The 17,270-nt window shown below is 69.7% G+C and carries 14 protein-coding genes and 1 pseudogene; 7 read left to right on the top strand and 8 right to left on the bottom strand.

Annotation, left to right across the window (positions count from 1 at the left end; translation table 11 throughout):
- The first annotated feature begins 21 nt into the window (after positions 1-21).
- Together ACQKIP_RS05915 and ACQKIP_RS05910 are read left to right on the top strand one after the other, a co-directional pair.
- Complete coding sequence (locus tag ACQKIP_RS05915; RefSeq protein ID WP_427742284.1) at positions 22-540, top strand: hypothetical protein; 519 nt, start codon at positions 22-24, stop codon at positions 538-540.
- Positions 541-607: 67 nt separating this feature from the next.
- Positions 608-1,468, top strand: coding sequence for a spermidine synthase (locus ACQKIP_RS05910; RefSeq protein WP_365857516.1), 861 nt, complete (start codon positions 608-610; stop codon positions 1,466-1,468).
- Positions 1,469-1,543: 75 nt separating this feature from the next.
- Here ACQKIP_RS05910 and ACQKIP_RS05905 read toward each other — a convergent pair whose 3' ends face one another.
- Positions 1,544-2,074 (bottom strand): hypothetical protein, encoded by a 531-nt coding sequence (locus ACQKIP_RS05905; protein ID WP_365857518.1) that lies wholly within the window; start codon positions 2,072-2,074, stop codon positions 1,544-1,546.
- A 77-nt stretch (positions 2,075-2,151) separates the two neighbouring features.
- Here ACQKIP_RS05905 and ACQKIP_RS05900 point away from each other — a divergent pair, with 77 nt between their 5' ends.
- The 3 genes and pseudogenes from ACQKIP_RS05900 to ACQKIP_RS05890 all read left to right on the top strand — a co-directional run.
- Positions 2,152-2,841 (top strand): response regulator transcription factor, encoded by a 690-nt coding sequence (locus tag ACQKIP_RS05900; protein WP_361186427.1) that lies wholly within the window; start codon positions 2,152-2,154, stop codon positions 2,839-2,841.
- Positions 2,838-4,232, top strand: coding sequence for a sensor histidine kinase (locus ACQKIP_RS05895; RefSeq protein ID WP_365857520.1), 1,395 nt, complete (start codon positions 2,838-2,840; stop codon positions 4,230-4,232). Before ACQKIP_RS05900 ends, ACQKIP_RS05895 begins: the two co-directional genes overlap by 4 nt.
- Before the next feature lie 356 nt (positions 4,233-4,588).
- Positions 4,589-5,482 (top strand): annotated as a pseudogene (locus ACQKIP_RS05890) (chitinase); the annotation flags it as partial.
- 109 nt (positions 5,483-5,591) lie between these two features.
- On the opposite strand, the gene ACQKIP_RS05885 reads toward ACQKIP_RS05890, so the two are convergent.
- From ACQKIP_RS05885 to ACQKIP_RS05855, 7 genes are all read right to left on the bottom strand, one after another.
- Entirely contained in the window at positions 5,592-7,241 is a 1,650-nt protein-coding gene (locus ACQKIP_RS05885) for a bifunctional aspartate transaminase/aspartate 4-decarboxylase (RefSeq protein ID WP_365857524.1), read from the bottom strand.
- A 46-nt stretch (positions 7,242-7,287) separates the two neighbouring features.
- Entirely contained in the window at positions 7,288-8,991 is a 1,704-nt protein-coding gene (gene aspT / locus ACQKIP_RS05880) for an aspartate-alanine antiporter (protein ID WP_365857526.1), read from the bottom strand.
- Positions 8,992-9,015: 24 nt separating this feature from the next.
- Positions 9,016-10,695 (bottom strand): aspartate-alanine antiporter, encoded by a 1,680-nt coding sequence (gene aspT / locus ACQKIP_RS05875; RefSeq protein ID WP_365857528.1) that lies wholly within the window; start codon positions 10,693-10,695, stop codon positions 9,016-9,018.
- 104 nt (positions 10,696-10,799) lie between these two features.
- The gene (locus ACQKIP_RS05870; protein ID WP_365857530.1) at positions 10,800-12,221 is read right to left on the bottom strand and encodes a GH1 family beta-glucosidase; all 1,422 of its coding nucleotides are present in this window, start codon (positions 12,219-12,221) and stop codon (positions 10,800-10,802) included.
- 133 nt (positions 12,222-12,354) lie between these two features.
- Positions 12,355-13,302 carry a carbohydrate ABC transporter permease gene (locus ACQKIP_RS05865; protein WP_427742271.1) on the bottom strand — a complete coding sequence of 316 codons (948 nt, stop codon included), beginning with the start codon at positions 13,300-13,302 and terminating at the stop codon, positions 12,355-12,357.
- A complete protein-coding gene (locus ACQKIP_RS05860; RefSeq protein WP_365857533.1) occupies positions 13,299-14,300 on the bottom strand; it encodes a carbohydrate ABC transporter permease in 1,002 nt (333 codons plus the stop codon). The genes ACQKIP_RS05865 and ACQKIP_RS05860 overlap by 4 nt, the downstream gene beginning before the upstream one ends.
- A gap of 5 nt (positions 14,301-14,305) precedes the next feature.
- Entirely contained in the window at positions 14,306-15,619 is a 1,314-nt protein-coding gene (locus ACQKIP_RS05855) for an ABC transporter substrate-binding protein (RefSeq protein ID WP_365857535.1), read from the bottom strand.
- 313 nt (positions 15,620-15,932) lie between these two features.
- On the opposite strand from ACQKIP_RS05855, the gene ACQKIP_RS05850 reads away from it, so the two are divergent.
- Complete coding sequence (locus tag ACQKIP_RS05850) at positions 15,933-16,988, top strand: LacI family DNA-binding transcriptional regulator (RefSeq protein WP_365857537.1); 1,056 nt, start codon at positions 15,933-15,935, stop codon at positions 16,986-16,988.
- Between the two features lie 129 nt (positions 16,989-17,117).
- Positions 17,118-17,270 (top strand): nickel-binding protein (locus ACQKIP_RS05845; protein WP_427742283.1); only part of this gene is annotated, 153 nt, incomplete at its 3' end.

Below are 17,270 nucleotides of genomic sequence, written 5' to 3'. Positions count from 1 at the left end.
TTGCGAGGAGGGGTCCCCTTGTTGGAGATCGGCATGGAGAACGGCGAATCGCGGGCGTCGCTGACTACGGCGCGGCACCTGCCGACCCAGGACCGCAGCGCACCACCGCGGCAGGGGCCGTGGCAGGGACCGGGGCAGGCGGCACAGCAGGGTGCGCGGCCCGGTGAGCCCGCCGGCTTCTGCGATCTCGTCACCGTCCCGGCCCGCCAGGGCCTCGAAGCCGTCGACATCCTGCGCCGCGGAGCCGCCGAAGCGGTCGGCCCCGTCCTGCACGACGGCGGCTGCGACACCCTCGGCTTCCTGGTGCCGCCCGGCACCGCCGACGGCTGGGACCTGCCGGGCAGCGCCTGTACGCAGACCTTCGGCCGCGGCACCCGGCTGCACACGGAGCCGGAGCCCGTGCCGCCGCCGCCCCCGGTCGCCGGCACCGGCTGGCTGCTGTCCCCCGATGAGACCGATCCGGTCACCGACCCCGCCGTCCTGCGCGCGGCGCTCGGCATGGCGGCCCGCACCATCGAGGCCGCCGACAACTGCCGCTGAGCCCGCGTCGCCGCGGTGCCCCCAAGGTCATCGGGCCGCCCCGTCCCCGTACGCCGATAATGGTCCGATGGCAAGGAACAGGCGATCCCGGGAAGAGGCGCAAGCCATAGTCGAGAAGGTGGACGGCGGGCTTGCCGAGCTGATGCCCGACCGGGACAGGCCGCGCGCGTGGACGCTGCTCGTCGACGGTGCCCCGCAGTCCCACGTCGACCTCGACGACCCGGCGTACCTCGACTTCGAGTACCAGCGCAGGCTCGGTCACGTCGCCGACCTCGTCATGCCGCCCGGCAAGCCGATCCAGGCCCTGCACCTCGGCGGCGGCGCCTTCACGCTGGCCCGGTACATAGCCGTGACCCGCCCGCGCTCCACCCAGCAGGTCATCGAGCGCGACACGGCGCTCATCCAACTCGTCCGGCGCGAGCTGCCGTTGGACCCGCAGGCGCGGATACGGGTGCGCGGCACCGACGCCCGCGAAGGGCTCGCGAAGATCGCGGACGGCTGGGCGGACCTCGTCGTCGCCGACGTATTCAGCGGCGCCCGCACGCCCGCGCACCTCACCAGTGCGGAGTTCCTGGGTGACGTACGCAGGGTCCTGAAGCCCGGCGGGTACTACGCCGCGAACCTCGCCGACGGCCCGCCGCTCGCGCATCTGCGCGGCCAGCTCGCCACCGCCGCCGCGCTCTTCCCGGAGCTCGCGCTCATCGCGGATCCCGCGGTCCTGCGCGGCAAGCGATTCGGCAACGCGGTCCTCGTGGGCTGCGACCGGCCGCTGCCGATCGCCGAGCTGACCCGGCGCAGTGCCGGGGACTCGCATCCGGCACGGGTCGAGCACGGCAGGGCGCTCGTCGACTTCAGCGGGGGAGCGGCGGCGGTCACGGACGCGAGCGCCGTGGCGTCGCCCGCGCCGCCGCCCTCGGTGTTCCGCTGAGGACGGTCCGCGGGGCTTTTCCGGCCCGCCGGGCCGGAACTTTCTCAACTCTGGGGCATCCGCCGAACCAACCGGTCAGTACTCGTTGATTTCTACCGCCGGGGCGTGGTCGTGCCACGTGCAGAACACCGAGACCTTCTCTGCGCCCGACGTGAACTCCACACGGATCCAGGTGTCCTGTTTCCACACCTGAACCGACCAGCCCGCCGCCGGGGTCGCGGAGACCAGCGTCGCGGAATCCTTGCCGAGGTCGAAGACGACCCGGCCGCCTTCGGAGGCGTAGCTCTTCACGCTGCCGGGTGTCGCCGCGGGCGCCGAAGGGGTGCTCGGCCTGCTGGACCGCGGCTTCGACGGCTTGTCCACGGGCGACTTCGTGGTCTTCGGGGGCTTCTTCGACTTCGACGGCGAGGGCGTCGGCGTCGGGTCCGGGCGGTGCGTGGAGGACGAGAGCGGCTCGGCCCGGTCGCCGTCGGCGGCCAGCGGAACGGCGCGCGGCGGGTCGTAGGCGGTGCCCGCCATGACCGTGTGGACGCCCCACCAGGAGAGCGTGACCGCCGCGCCCGTGGCGAGCGACCAAGCTATTGCGTGTACGAGTCCTCTGCGCATCGCGAGCCATACTGCACCACAGGGGCCACCGGCGTCCCGGCAGACCGGCATCACTCATATGGCGTACGGTGCCGCCCATGGCAAGTGTGCTCGTCGTCGAGGATGACCAGTTCGTACGCTCCGCTCTCATCCGGCATCTGACCGAGGCATCGCACACCGTGCGCAGCGTCGGCACGGCCCTGGAAGCGCTGCGCGAGGTGGCCCATTTCCGGTTCGACGTGGTGATCCTGGACCTCGGTCTGCCCGACCTCGACGGGTCCGAGGCGCTGAAGATGCTCCGCGGGATCACCGACGTCCCCGTGATCATCGCCACCGCGCGTGACGACGAGACCGAGATCGTCCGGCTCCTGAACGACGGCGCCGACGACTATCTGACCAAGCCGTTCTCCGTCGAGCACCTCTCGGCCCGGATGGCCGCGGTCCTGCGCCGCTCGCGCGTCGCGGCCGGCGAGACCCCGCCGAGCAGCGAGATACGGGTGGGCGGGCTCGCCATAGATCCGCTGCGCCGCCAGGCGGAGCTGGACGGAACGCGGCTCGATCTGACCCGGCGCGAGTTCGACCTGCTCGCCTTCCTCGCGGGGCGGCCCGGTGTCGTCGTACCGCGCAAGGAACTGCTCGCCGAGGTGTGGCAGCAGAGCTACGGGGACGACCAGACCATCGACGTCCATCTGTCGTGGCTGCGCAGGAAGTTGGGCGAGACGGCCGCCCGGCCGCGCTATCTGCACACGCTGCGGGGTGTCGGCGTCAAGCTGGAGCCACCGCTGTGAGGTGGGCGCTCGTCAAGGTGTGCCTGGCCGTCACGACGATGGTCGTGGTGGCGTTCGCGGTGCCGCTCGGCCTGGTCATCCAGGAGATGGCACGGGACCGGGCCTTCTCCAACGCGGAGCGGCACGCGGCCGGTATGGGCCCCACCCTTTCCATCACCACCGACCGCGATCAGCTGACCCGGGCCGTCGCCACGTCCGAGGCGGGCGGCGAGGGGCGGATGGCCGTGTACGTACCGGCCGTCGACAAGGCGCCCGCCCTGGAGATCGGCGACGCACGGGCCGACGCGCACGCGGTGGAGACCACGCGCAAAGAGGGGCGGGCCCGCACGGTGACGGTCGACGGCGGCTTCGCGCTGCTCCAGCCGATGGCCCTGGGTTCCACCCGGATCGCCGTGGTCGAGATCTTCGTGCCCGAGGGTGCGGTCAGCAACGGAGTGACCACGGCGTGGCTGGTGCTCGCCGGCGTCGGCGTCGCGCTGGTCATCGGCTCCGTGGCGGTGGCTGACCGGCTCGGCGTACGCATGGTGCAGCCCGCCAAGCGGCTCGTCGGGGCGGCGCGCGCCCTCGGCGAGGGAAAGCTGGGCGCGCGGGTGCAGGAGGAGGGGCCGACCGAACTGCGGCTTGCCGCGGTGGCGTTCAACTCGATGGCCGACCAGGTGGTGCAACTCCTCGCCAACGAGCGGGAACTGGCGGCGGACCTCTCGCACCGCCTGCGCACCCCGCTGACGGTCCTGCGGCTCAACGCGGCCTCGCTGGGCGAGGGCCCCGCGGCCGAGCAGACCCGTATCGCCGTGGAGAAGCTGGAGCGCGAGGTCGACACGATCATCCGCACCGCCCGTGACGCCAAACCGCAGACCGCCGCGGTCGGCCCCGGGGCGGGCTGCGACGCCTCCGAGGTGATCCGGGACCGGATGGCCTTCTGGTCGGCGCTCGCGGAGGACGAGGGGCGCGAGGTGCGCGTGGCGGGCGTGGAGCGACCGGTGTGGATACCGGTCGCGCGCCCCGAGCTGGTCGCCTCCCTGGACGCGTTGCTGGGCAACGTCTTCCGGCACACGCGGGAGGGGTCGGCGTTCGCGGTGGACGTGCACAGCGGGGAGGACGCCGTGATCGTCCTCGTCTCGGACGCGGGGGCGGGCATCGCCGACCCCGAGGCCGCGCTCGCGCGGGGCGCCGGGTCGGGGGCCGACGGTTCCACCGGCCTGGGGCTCGACATCGTCCGGCAGCTCGCGGAGTCCACCGGCGGGGATGTCCGCATCGGGCGGTCCGTCCTTGGCGGCACGGAGGTCCGCATCTGGATCCAGCTCGACGGGCGCAGAGTCGTGGCCGGGGGCCGTGGCCACGGGGGGTCCGTACGCCGTCGCAAGCGTGCGCCCAGCGTGCGCCGGCCCTGAATCGCCGCTTCGCGGCGGATCTTTCCCGCCCACCCACCCGATTGCCCCGCAGCCGCCGCGTCGAGCGTGACCTTTAACCGTCCCCGATCGCTTCCTTAAGCCCGTCCTAAGATCCGGACCGGGGGTCCGATTGGCCCCAAAAGCCGGATCCTGCGGGGCTAGCGTGCTGCACGCACCCCCACCCCCCGCACAGCTAAGGCAGGCACGCGATGAGCAGCACGCATCGGCGCACGGTGAGCACCAGGTCCAAGGTCATGGGCGGGCTCGCGGCAGCCGCACTCGTCGGCGGCGGCGCCTTCGCCTTCTCCGGGACGGCGCTGGCCAGCAAGACCCCCGCCGAGCCCGCGGCGAAGGCAGCCGAAGGCGCCAAGTTCTCCCCGTTCGTGGACACTTCGCTCGCCCCGGCGTACGACCTCGTCGACACCGCGGACAAGACCGGCGTGAAGGAGTTCAACCTCGCCTTCATCACCTCCGGCGGCAGCTGCGAGCCCCTGTGGGGCGGCGCCACCGGGCTCGACGACGACAAGGTCGCCGCGCAGATCGAGGCACTGCGGGCCAAGGGCGGCGACGTACGCGTGTCCTTCGGCGGCGCCGCGGGCTCCGAGCTCGGCCTCAAGTGCGACAGCGCCGACGCGCTCGCCGAGGCGTACGGCAAGGTCATCGACAAGTACAAGCTGACCAAGGTCGACTTCGACATCGAGGGCGCGGCCCTGCCCGAGACCGCCGCCAACACCCGCCGCGCGCAGGCCATCGCGCAGCTCCAGAAGGACCACGAGGGTCTGGACGTGTCGTTCACGCTGCCCGTCATGCCCGAGGGTCTGACCCAGCCGGGCGTCGACCTCGTCGCCGACGCCAAGAAGAACGGCGTCAAGGTCTCCGCCGTCAACATCATGGCGATGGACTACGGGCCGTCCTACAGCGGCGACATGGGCCAGTACGCCATCGACGCGGCGACCGCCACGCAGAAGCAGATCAAGGGCGCCCTCGACCTGTCCGACGAGGCCGCGTGGAAGGCCGTCGCGGTCACCCCGATGATCGGCGTGAACGACGTCACCACCGAGGTCTTCAATGTCGACGACGCCGCGCAGCTGGTGAAGTTCGCGAAGGAGAAGGGCCTCGGCTGGCTCTCCATGTGGTCCTCGACCCGCGACAAGGCCTGTGAGGGCGGCGGCGGAGGCGCCCAGCCGACCTGTTCGTCGGTCGAGCAGGAGCCGCTGGCCTTCACGAAGGCGCTCGGCGCCTACAAGTAGAGCCCGGCCCCTTAGAACCACCGCCCCAGAACCACCGCCCCCCACGGCGCCTCGACCGGAATCACCGCATTCCCCCCACCCGGTCGGGGCGCCCACCTCTTTCCCGCGCTTAAGCCGTGGACGCCTGCCACTCCGACGCGTAGTCGTGGAAGATCGCCCGCAGATGATGCCCGATCTTCAGGTAGTCGAGGTCGTCCAGGTTGGCGAGCGACACCCGCACCGACCACTCGGGCCCCTCGAAGCCGCCGCCGTTCAGGAGCACCACATGGGTCTGCTCGGCGAGGCGGAACAGCGGGTCGACCGGTTCGTAGTTCTTCTCCAGGAAGTCGGCGAAGTCCTTGCCGTGGACGCGTTCCGCCTCGGCGAGCAGGTCGAGTTCGATGTAGTAGCCGGCCCGCTTGGGGTCCTCCGAGACTCTCATGTCGGCTCCTTCGAGCAGGAGTTGGAGCCGCTGCTGCACGATCGCGCGGATGCGCTGCTTGTACGCCTGTCCCTCGTCCAGCATGTCGAAGAGGGAGAAGAGGACCATCATCATCTGCTGGGGGAGCGAGAGGCCCGAGGTGTGGTTCAGGGCCACCTGCCGGGAGTCCGCGACGAGGCGGTCGATGAACTTGATCTTCTCGGGCTCCAGCGTCAGCGTCCCGTACCGCTTGGCGAGCCGGTCCTTCTCGCCTTGCGGAAGCGCGGCGATCAGCGTGTCGATGACGTTGTCGTCGTTGAGGCCGATGACGCCCAGCCGCCAGCCGGTGCAGCCGTAGTGCTTGGAGTAGGAGTAGACGAGCAGCGTGTTGTGGGGCAGGTCGGCGGCGATGGAGCGAAAGCCCTCGACGAACGTCCCGTACACGTCGTCCGTCACGATCAGCAGGTTCGGGTTCGAGGTGGCGACGATCTGCTTGATCTGGTCCGCGACCCGCTGGCTCAGCGCCAGTGAGGGCGGGTTGGAGGGGTTGACCAGGCAGACCATCTTGATGGCGGGGTCCGAGAGCTTGGCCACCTCCTCCTCGGGATAGCGCCACTCCCGCACGCCCGCCTCGGCGAACATGCTGGCCTGCACGTACGTCACGTCGAACTCGTAGGTGTCGAGCTCGGGGATCTCCACGTACGGCGTGAACACCGGCACCATCAGGGCGATCTTGTCGCCCTTGTGCAGGACGCCGTTCTTCATGAGCGAGTCGAAGATGTAGCACATCGCGGCCGTGCCGCCCTCGGTGGCGAACAGGCTCAGATTGCCAGCCGGGGGCTTGTGGTCGAACATCTCGTCGGCGACGTAGCCGCGCACGATCTGCTCCGCGTGCGTCATCATCCGGTCGGGGACCGGGTAGTTGTCGCCGACCGAGCAGTCCGTCAGCTCATGGACGAAGTCGTCCCTGACGAAGCCGAAGCGTTCGACGGCGTACTCGACGCACTTCTGGAGCAGGTCGATGCCCGGCAGGTCCGGGTGCTGCCGTACGAAGCTGTCGAAGCGGGCGCCCGACCCCGTCTTCTCCGGCATGCCGCCCAGGTTGTCGGCGGTCCAGACGCGGCGGGACTCGGAGAGCGCGAAGTAGCCCAGCGCGTAGAACGCCTCGCGGGGTCCGGTGGCGATCCAGTTGGGGTTTCCGCGGCCCGCGTTGAGCATCTGCGGGATGGACTTCTCCTTCTGGCCCGGCTTGTCCTCCTGCACGGCCCGGGCGATCTCGATGAACTTGTCCTTCAGCTCGAACGGGCTGAGCTGGGCGAACGACTGGATTTCCTCGCGGGTGAAGGTGGTCTTGGGCACGGCTCGTTCCTCACATGCGTACGGAGTGATCGGTGGTCGGGCGGGCTCAGTGGTGGAGCAGGACGATGACGGCGCCCCAGATGGTCAGGAGCACGTTGCTGATGGCGTACGGGATCGTGTAGCCGAGCGTCGGGATCTGGGACCGGGAGGTTTCGTTGATCGCGCCGATCGCCGCGGTGGTCGTCTGGCCGCCGGCCAGGACGCCCATCAGGATCGGGAAGCGGATCTTCTGGACGTGGTGCCCGAAGAGGAAACCGACGATCAGCGGGATCACCGTGGCGATCGCGCCGAAGAGCAGCAGCCCCCAGCCCGCCGTGGAGAGCCCGGAGGTGAAGCTCGGGCCCGCGTTGATGCCGACGACCGCGACGAAGAGGCAGAGCCCGAGGGTGTCCATGAACCACTGGGCGCCGGGCGGTACGTTGCCGTACGTCGGGTACTTGCCGCGGATCCACCCGAAGACGAGCCCCATGATGAGCGCGCCGCCCGACGTGGAGAGCGAGATCGGCACGCCGCCCGCGGTGAGCGCCGGGATACCGATGCAGCCGCCGAGGAAGATGCCGAGGCCCACCCAGATCATGTCGGTGGCGAAAGACGTCGGCACGGCCTTGCCGAGCTCCTTGCCCGCCGGGTCCACCAGGCGTTTGGGTCCGGTGAGGATCAGGGTGTCGCCGCGTTCCAGCTTCGTGGTCAGGCGGTAGGGGAACTCGGATCCGGAGCGGTAGAGCTTGTCGACGTAGACGCCGACCATGAACGGCTCGCGGCGCAGGTCGCCGATGCTCTGGCCGAGCCGGGCCTTCTCGGAGGCCACCACGTGCAGCGTCTCGGTCTGGTAGCCGAGGAGTTCGACGTCGTCGGTCTCGGCGCCGATGTGCGTCCGCGCGTCGAACTCGACGAGCGAGCCGCGCAGTGCGCTCAGCGCGACGACGTCGCCCTCGCGCAGAGCGAGCTGCTGGTCGTGGTCGAGGATGTTCCCTTCCCTGCGCACGCGGGTGATGTAGACCCGGCGGCCCAGTTCGCGCTGCTGGTTCTCGAAGTCCTCGATGGTGCGGCCCGCGAGGTCGGGGCGCTGGATGGTGTAGGCGCGCAGCACGACCTCGTAGTAGCCCTCGGCCAGGTCGGGGTTGTCGCCGGGGGCGTCCAACTCCGCTGCCAGGGCGGCGGATTCGGCCGCCAGGTCCTTGCGGTAGAGCTTCGGCAGGACGTTGGCGAGCAGCATCGCGCAGAGGATCGTGCCCAGGGGGTACGTCACCGCGTAGCCGATGGCGACCAGGTTCGACTCGCTCTTGACCTGCGCGGAGCTGAGCCCCGGCAGATTGGAGATCGCGTCGCCCGCGACACCGATGACCGCGGACTGGGTGAGCGCCCCGCCGAGGAGCCCGGCCGAGAGCCCGGGGCCGTAGCCGAGCATCGCGGCGAAGCCCCAGCAGACGAGCAGGCCGGTCACACAGACCACGACCGCGTTGAGCACCTGCGGAAGGCCGTCCTTCCTCAGGCCGCGGAAGAACTGCGGGCCGACCTTGTAGCCGAGGGCGAAGAGGAACATCGTGAAGAAGAGGTTCTTCACCGTCCCGTCGATCTCGACCTTGAACTGTGCCCCGAGCAGCAGCCCCGCGACGAGACAGCCGGTGACCGCGCCGAGGGCGATCGCCTTGTAGCGCAGCTTCCCGAAGAGGAAGCCGATCGCCACGGTGATGAAGACGAGCAGCTCGGGATGGGGCTGGAAGATGTTCCGGTTGAGGAAATCGATCATTTTCTACGCTCCGGGTGCACTGCTTCAGGCGCCGAGTACGCCGACGAGGATCGGGCCGGTCAGGGGGAGCAGGAAGTTGGAGAGCGCGTACGTGATCGTGTAGCCGAGCAGAGGTACGGAGCTCTGGGCCACCTGGGTGACGGAGGTGATCGCCGGGGTCGAACACTGCTGGCCCGCGATGGCGCCGATGAGCAGTGGTTTCTCGATCTTCAGGAGCTTTCGGCCGACGAAGAGCGAGATCGTCGCGGGTACGAGGACCATCGCGATCCCGGCGAACGGCAGCAGCGCCCCGTACTGCTTGAGCAGCGGCCAGGCCTGCGGTCCCGAGACGAGCCCCGTACAGGCGATGAAGATCGCCAGGCCCATGTCCTTGAGGGTGTTCGCGGCCTGCGGCGGGAACGCCCCGAAGGTCTGCTTGCGGGAGCGGAACCAGCCGAAGAGCAGGCCGGAGACCAGACAGCCGCCGCCCGTGCCGAGCGACATCGGCACGTCGCCGAAGTGCACGACGACCTGCCCGAGCAGGGAACCGGCCGCGATCCCGAGCCCCAGGTAGATGAAGTCGGTGGCGTCGTTCTTGACGACCGCACCGATCTTCGAGACCAGCTTGTTCAGACCGGATCGCGCGCCCACCAGGGTGAGCACGTCACCGCGGTGCACGGTGGTGCCTCCGGCGGCGGGCAGATGCTGGTCACCGCGCAGTACGTCGGTGACGTACACGCCGTCCTTGACGAACTCGGGATGGGCGCGCTGCAACTCCTCCACGCTCAGGCCGTCCGACGACTTCTCGGTGACGGCGACCTGGGTGGTGGCGAGCGGGGTGTCGACGCCGGGAATGCCGGGGGTCTCGGTGCCGATCAGCCGTCCCGCCTCGATGGTGTTGGCCCGCAGGCCCACCACGAGGACCAGGTCGGAGAGGGTCAGGGCGAGATCGGGGCGGGGCGTGAGCGTCTTGCTGCCGCGTTTGACGGCCTCGACGGTGATCCGCCCGCCGAGCTCGGACTCCAGGTCGCCGACGGTCCTGCCGTCGGCCGTCGTCACCAGATAGGTGCGGCCGACCATGCCCGGCAGGGCCTGGCGCTCGTCGGACTCCAGGCCGCCGCCGGAGCCGCGCATCTTCTCCCACAGCTCGCGTGAGGCGTCCCGCAGGTTGACGCGCAGCATCATCGGCATGATCTGGCTGGTGTAGAGCACGATGGTGATCAGGCCGAAGAGATAGCAGACCGTGTACGCGGTGGCGACGTGCCCCTGGTACTGGGTGATCTGGTCCGGGGTGAGCCCGTCGAGCTTGCCGATGGCCTCGGTCGCCGTACCGACGACGGCCGACTCGGTGGCCGCGCCCGCCAGGATGCCCGACGCCGTGCCGACGTCCAGGTCGAAGGCCTTGGCGAGGCCGAAAGCGATGCCCAGGACACAGACGAGCTCGATCGCGCAGAGCGCGAAGAACCGCAGGCTCTTGCGGTTGAGGTTGGCGAAGAACTGGGGGCCCGCGAGATAGCCGAGGGCGAAGATGAAGAGCGCGAAGAAGATCGTCTTGACGTCGTCGGAGACGACTACCTTGGCCCAGGCGCCGAGCAGCAGCGAGACGATCAGGGTGCCGCAGATACCGCCCAGGGTGATGGGGCCGACGCGTACCTTGCCGAGCAGGTAGCCCAGGGCGAGGCAGACGAACAGCGCGAACTCGGGGTGATCACGGAGTACGCCCACCGGCGCTCACCGTGCCTGGTCTATTGCGTTATGTGGCATATGGGAAACCTAAGGAGCCGTGCGACGGTGTGCCACTCGGCTCCTCAGGGGTACAGCCGGGCCGGTCAGCCCAGAGCGCCCTCCCGCGGCAGCTCGCCGGCCGCCGCGACGCCCGCGTACCAGCGGGCGCTGGACTTCGGGACGCGGGCCTGCGTCTCGTAGTCGACGTACACCGCGCCGAAGCGCTTGCTGTAGCCGTAGGACCATTCGAAGTTGTCCATGAGGGACCAGAGGTAGTAGCCGCGGACGTCGGCGCCGTCCGTGATGGCGCGGCGGACGGCGGCCAGGTGGCCGTGGAGGTAGGCGATGCGCTCCGGGTCGTGCACGCGGCCGTCCGCGTCGGGCTTGTCGTCGTAGGCCGCGCCGTTCTCGGTGACGTACAGCGGCAGGCCCGGTGCCTCGCGGGTGTAGCGCATGATCAGGTCGTGCAGCCCCGTCGGGTCGATGGTCCAGCCCATCTCGGTGCGGTCGCCCGGCGTCTGGTGGAAGGCCACGTCGTCCGAGCCCGGCCACGGGGAGTGATCGCTGGCGCCGTGCCCGTCGGCGCGCGGGTTGCCCGCGTCGTCGTTCGCGGCCGAGACCAGCGCGGGCGTGTAGTAGTTGAGGCCGAGCGCATCCAGCGGCTGGTGGGCGGCGGCCAGGTCGCCGTCCTGCACGAAGGACCAGTCGGTGATCCGGGCGGTGTCCGTGAGCAGGTCCGCCGGGTAGGCGCCGTGCAGCATCGGGCCGTGGAAGACGCCGTTGGCGAGGTTGTCGATGCGGCGCCGGGCGTCCTGGTCCGCGGGGCTGTCGGAAACCGCCCTGACCACCGAGGAGTTCAGGCTCACCGCGACCCTGGCGCGGGCCGGCAGGGCGGCGCGCAGCGCCTGTGTGCCCAGGCCGTGCGCGAGGTTGAGGTGGTGCGCGGCCTGGAGCGCGGCCGCCGGGTCGGTGCGGCCGGGGGCGTGCACGCCGGAGCCGTAGCCCAGGAAGGCGCTGCACCACGGCTCGTTGAGCGTGATCCACGACTCGACGCGGTCACCGAGGGCCTCGGCGACGAAGCCCGCGTACTCGGCGAACCGGTGGGCGGTCTCGCGCGCCGGCCAGCCGCCCGCGTCCTCGAGGTCCTGCGGCAGGTCCCAGTGGTAGAGGGTCAGGGCGGGCTTGATGCCCTTGGCGAGCAGCTCGTCGACCAGCCGCCGGTAGAAGTCCAGGCCGCGCTGGACGGCGGGGCCGCGCCCGGTGGGCTGCACCCGCGACCAGGAGACGGAGAAGCGGTAGGCGTTCAGGCCGAGGTCCGCCATGAGCGCCACGTCGTCGCGGTAGCGGTGGTAGTGCTCGACGGCCACGTCACCGGTGTCGCCGCCGACGGTCCTGCCGGGCGTGTGGCTGAAGGTGTCCCAGATGGAGGGGGTGCGGCCGTCCTCGCGTACGGCGCCCTCGATCTGGTACGCGGACGTGGCGGCTCCCCAGAGGAAGTCGGCCGGAAAAGTAATGGGTTCAGGCATGGAAGCGCTCCCATGGAAAGGGGGAATCAGGACAGGAAGAGAAGGCGGAGAACGAAGAGCGGGCGCCAGGGCCGAGGTGGCGGCTGCTCGGCCCTGGCCCTGGCGGGGAGGGCGCCGCGGGCGACGGCGCGCCTCAGCCCTTGACCGCGCCCTGCATGATGCCGCTCACGATCTGCTTGCCGAAGAGGATGAACGCGAAGAGGAGCGGCAGCGTGCCGAGCAGAGCGCCCGCCATGATCACCGCCCGGTCCGGGATGTAGCCCGTACCGAGGGAGTTGAGCGCCACCTGCACGGTGGGGTTCGACTGGTTGAGGGCGATGATCGGCCAGAGGAAGTCGTTCCAGGCCATGACGAACGTGAGCAGGCCGAGGACCGCCATCGCGGGCCGCGCCGCCGGGAACACCACGTGCCAGATGATCCGCAGGCTGCTCGCGCCGTCCATCCGGGCCGCCTCGATGAGTTCGCTGGGCAGCGCCTGGAGCAGGAACTGCCGCATGAAGAACACCCCGAAGGCGCTCACGAACGTCGGCAGGATCACCGCCTGGAGCTGATTGGTCCACTGCAGGTCGGCGACCCACAGATACAGCGGTACGACGCTCAGCTGCGGCGGCACCATCATCGTGCCGATCGTCAGGAGGAGCAGCAGACCGCTGAACTTGAACTTCAGCTTGGCGAAGGCGAATCCGGCGATCGTGGAGAACAGGACGGTGCCGATGGTGATGCTGCCCGCCACGATCGTGGTGTTGAGCATCGCGTCACCCAGGCTCGCCTCCGTCCAGGCCCGCTCCAGGTTCTTGAAGAGGTTCCCGCCGAACCACAGGGGTGGCGGCGTCTGGGCGAGCCGCCCGCTCGTGCGCGACGCGGCGATCGCCGTCCAGATCAGCGGGGCGAGGGAGACGGCGGTGAACAGCGCGAGGACGACGTATGTCACGGGCCCCGCGTGCATCGTGCGACCGGCCTTGAGCCCGAGGGGACGGCCCGGCTTCGGGCCCCTGGCGGGGGCGGTCTTCGGGCTCGCGATCACGTCGGTCTGCGGGGCCTCGGCGACGTCGGTCGTCGGGCCCGTGGCGCGGGACTTCATTGGGCCTTCCTCAGACGTCGGGCGATCAGCAGATTGACCGCGGCGATGATCAGCAGGATCGCGAGCATCAGCCAGGCGACGGCCGAGGCCCTGCCCAGATGGCCGTTGATCCAGCCCTGGTCGTACAGATAGAGGCCAAGGGTCTGGAACTGGTGGTCGGCGCCGCCCTTGGAGCCGGCCGTGCCGCCGAACAGCAGCGGCTCGCCGAAGAGCTGGGTCGCCCCGATGGTGGAGACGACCACCGTGAACAGGATCGTCGGACGCAGCATCGGGATGGTCACGTGCCGGAACTGCTGCCAGCGCGAGGCGCCGTCCAGCGAGGCCGACTCGTAGAGATCGTGCGGTACGGCCTGCATCGCCGCCAGGTAGATCAGCGCGTTGTAGCCGGTCCACCGCCAGATGACGATCGAGGACACCGCGAACTGCGAACCCCAGGACGATTCACGCCAGTTGATCGGGTCGATGCCGATGGACCCGGCCAGCCAGTTGACCATGCCGCCGTCCCACGCGAAGAGCAGCGTGAAGACCAGCGAGGCGCTCGCCACCGACGTGGCGTACGGAGCGAGCATCGCCACGCGCCACAGGGTGGAACCGCGCAGCTTGTAGTTGAGCAGATGCGCGATACCGAGCGCGATGGCCAGCTGCGGAACGGTGGAGATGATGCCGATGGTGAAGGTGTTGCCGAGCGCGTTCCAGAAGTAGTCGCTCTGCAGCAGGTTGGTGTAGTTCTCCAGGCCCAGCCAGGTGCTGTCGTCCAGGTTGGTCAGCTCGAGGCGGTGCAGCGAGGCCCAGCCGGTGTAGAGCAGCGGGAACAGGCCGAAGGCACCGAAGAACAGGAAGAACGGGGCGACGAAGACGTACGGCGACGCCTTTATGTCCCAGCGGTACAGGCGACTGCGCCACGAGGACGTGGGGGAGCCCTTGCGGGTCCCGGACGCGGCCGGGGCCGCGTCCCCCGAAGGGGACGCGGTCTCGGCGTACTCAGTGGTCTCGGACATGCGCGTCACTGTCCCAGAACATCCTTGATCTCCTTCTGCGCGGCCTCCCAGCCCTCAGCCGGAGACTTGCCCTGCTGCTCCACCTGGAGCACACCGATGTCCGTGATGGACTGGCCGATCTGGGCGTCCTTGAGACCGTAGATCGCCGAAGGGGTGTTCTTCGCGATGTCCGCGTAGATCTCCGTGATGGGCGCGTCGTTGAAGTACGCCTTCGTGGCGGGCGACGGCTTCAGCGTGTCGTACGCCGACGGGGTGGAGGGGAAGCTGGCCTGCTTGGCGAAGACCTTCGCGAGCTGCTCGGGCTGGGTCAGCCAGACGGCGAGCTCGGTCGCCTCCTTCTTGTGCTTGCCCGCGCTCGGCACGCCCAGGAACGTTCCTCCCCAGTTGCCGTCGCCCGGAGCCTTGGCCATGTCCCACTGGCCCTTGCCCTCCGGGCCGGTCTTCTCCTGGATGTAGCCGGCCATCCACGCCGGGCAGGCCACGGTGGCGAACTTGGCGTTGGCGAAGCCCTGGTCCCACGTCGGGTCGAACTGCTTGAGCTTGGCCGACATGTCGCCCTTGGCGACCTTCATCGCCGCGTTCCAGGCGTCCTTGCGGCCCTGGCTCTTCTCGTAGATCTCCTTGCCGCTCTTGTCGTAGTAGCGCTCGGTCGCGCCGGCGAAGACGGCGTTGTAGACGCTGGAGGCGGAGTCCACGAACTTGGTGCCCTTGGGCGCCTTCTTCATGTACTTGTCGCCGAGCGCCACGTACTTGTTCCAGTCGCCGGCCCACTCCTTGGCGAGCTCCTCGCGGTCGGTGGGCAGACCGGCCTTCTCGAAGAGGTCCTTGCGGTAGCAGAGCGCCGTCGGGCCGATGTCGACGCCGAGGCCGACCGTCTTGCCGTCGTCGGTCGTGGCCTGCTTCCACTTCCAGTCGAGATACGTGGACTTGTCCACGCCCTTGGCCTTGCTCAGGTCCTCGAACTTGGCGCCCTGGGTCTGCACGACCTCGGTGATGTTGCTGACCTCGATGGCGGCGACGTCGTTCACGCCCGCGCCCGATTGGAGCTGGGTGAGCAGCTTCGGGTAGTAGGCGTCGTTGCGCTCGATGACGTTCTCTTTGATCTTGATGTTCGGGTGCGACTTCTCGTACTCGTCGTAGAGCCCGGCCTGCTTCAGGCCAAGGACGCCGAACGTGCCCACGTTGAGCGTGACCTTGCCGTCGCTGCTCGCCGAGTCGCCCTCGTCGTCACTTGAACAACCGGCCAGCAGGCTTGTGGCCAGCGCGGTCACGGCCGCGAAGGCCACCAGCCGACCGGGTCGGCGATAAGTCGTGCGCATTACGTCCTCCTGTTGCCTGACGTGCCGACCCCCCGGCCAACTGCACTTCTTGCCCCGTTGCTTGACTCTTCGGCTCGGGCGGGGAACGTGCGGGATGTGTACGTGTCAGGTACTGTGGGAGCGCTCCCACAAGTGATGAGTTGAAGAGTCGTAGCTTGAAGCGGGGGTGTCAAGGGACCGGACAGAGAGATATGTCTTCAGTTATCGGGCTGTTACGAGGACGCTCGCATGATCGGCCCTTCCGCCCGGCAAAGATCAGGCTGTTACATTCCTCTACATTCCTCGCCGGGGGAAGTGCGACGGGAGGCGGACAATGGCAGCTCACGGTGCACGCAGCCGCAGTGGCGGGCGACCCACCCTGGAGGAGGTCGCCGCACGGGCGGGAGTGGGCCGCGGGACGGTGTCCCGGGTGATCAACGGATCGCCGCGGGTGAGCGAGGCGACCCGTTCGGCGGTCGAGGCCGCCGTCGCGGAGCTCGGTTACGTCCCGAACACGGCGGCCCGCGCCCTCGCGGCCAACCGCACCGACGCCATCGCCCTGGTCGTGCCCGAGCCCGAGACCCGGTTCTTCGCCGAGCCGTACTTCTCCGACGTCCTGCGCGGAGTCGGGGCAGAGCTCGGCGAGACCGAGATGCAGCTCCTGCTGATCTTCGCCGGGAACGACCGCAGGCGCCAGCGCCTGGCCCAGTACCTCGCGGCCCACCGCGTCGACGGGGTCCTGCTTGTCTCGGTGCACGCCGACGACCCGCTGCCGGACCTGCTCGCCCAGCTGGAGATCCCCGCGGTGATCAGCGGCCGCCGCTCGGCCGACGAGGCACTGCCCTCGGTCGACTCCGACAACTTCGCGGGCGCGCACTCGGCGGTGGAGCACCTCCTGGCGCGCGGCCGCACGTGCATAGCCACCATCACGGGCCGCCTGGACGTCTACGGCGCCCAGCGCCGCCTCGACGGCTACCGCGCCGCCCTCACGGACGCGGGCCACCGGGTGGACGAGAGCCTCATCGCGCCGGGCGACTTCACGGAGGAGGGCGGCCGCCGGGCGATGACCGAGCTGCTCGCCGCCTGCCCCGGCGTGGACGCGGTCTTCGCGGGCTCGGACGTGATGGCCGCGGGCGCCCGCCAGGTCCTTCGCGAGGCGGGCCGCCGCATACCGGACGACGTGGCGCTCGTCGGCTTCGACGACTCGGCGATCGCCCGCCACATGGACCCGCCCCTGACGAGCGTGCGCCAGCCGATCGAGGACATGGGCCGCGCGATGATCGACCTCCTGCTCGCCGAGATCGCCGACGACCGGCCTGCATCGGCCCGCCGCCTGGAGCACCGCCAGCTGGTCCTGCCGACGGAACTGGTGGAGCGGGCCTCGTCCTGAGCCGGGGCGGCCACGGGCCGGCTCGGTCGCATCCGCGGTCGTACGGGCGCAGGATGGAGAGTGGGGCCGACGAGCTTTCTCGGCGGCCCTGAGCGCCCGAACACGCACGCCGGAAGGGGGTGCGACGCCATGTCCCGGTTCATGGACGTCCACCACGGGATGAAGGACATCACCGCCGAGCAGCTGAAGCAGGCTCACCAGGCCGACCTGGCCATCGAGAAGGAAGAAGGCGTTCACTTCGAGAAGGCCTGGGCGGACCCGCAGTCCGGCACGGTCTACTGT

It is taken from the genome of Streptomyces sp. NPDC059900 (genome assembly GCF_050270335.1).
Classification (GTDB): Bacteria; Actinomycetota; Actinomycetes; order Streptomycetales; family Streptomycetaceae; genus Streptomyces.
This window is presented reverse-complemented; position numbering and strand designations above follow the sequence as displayed.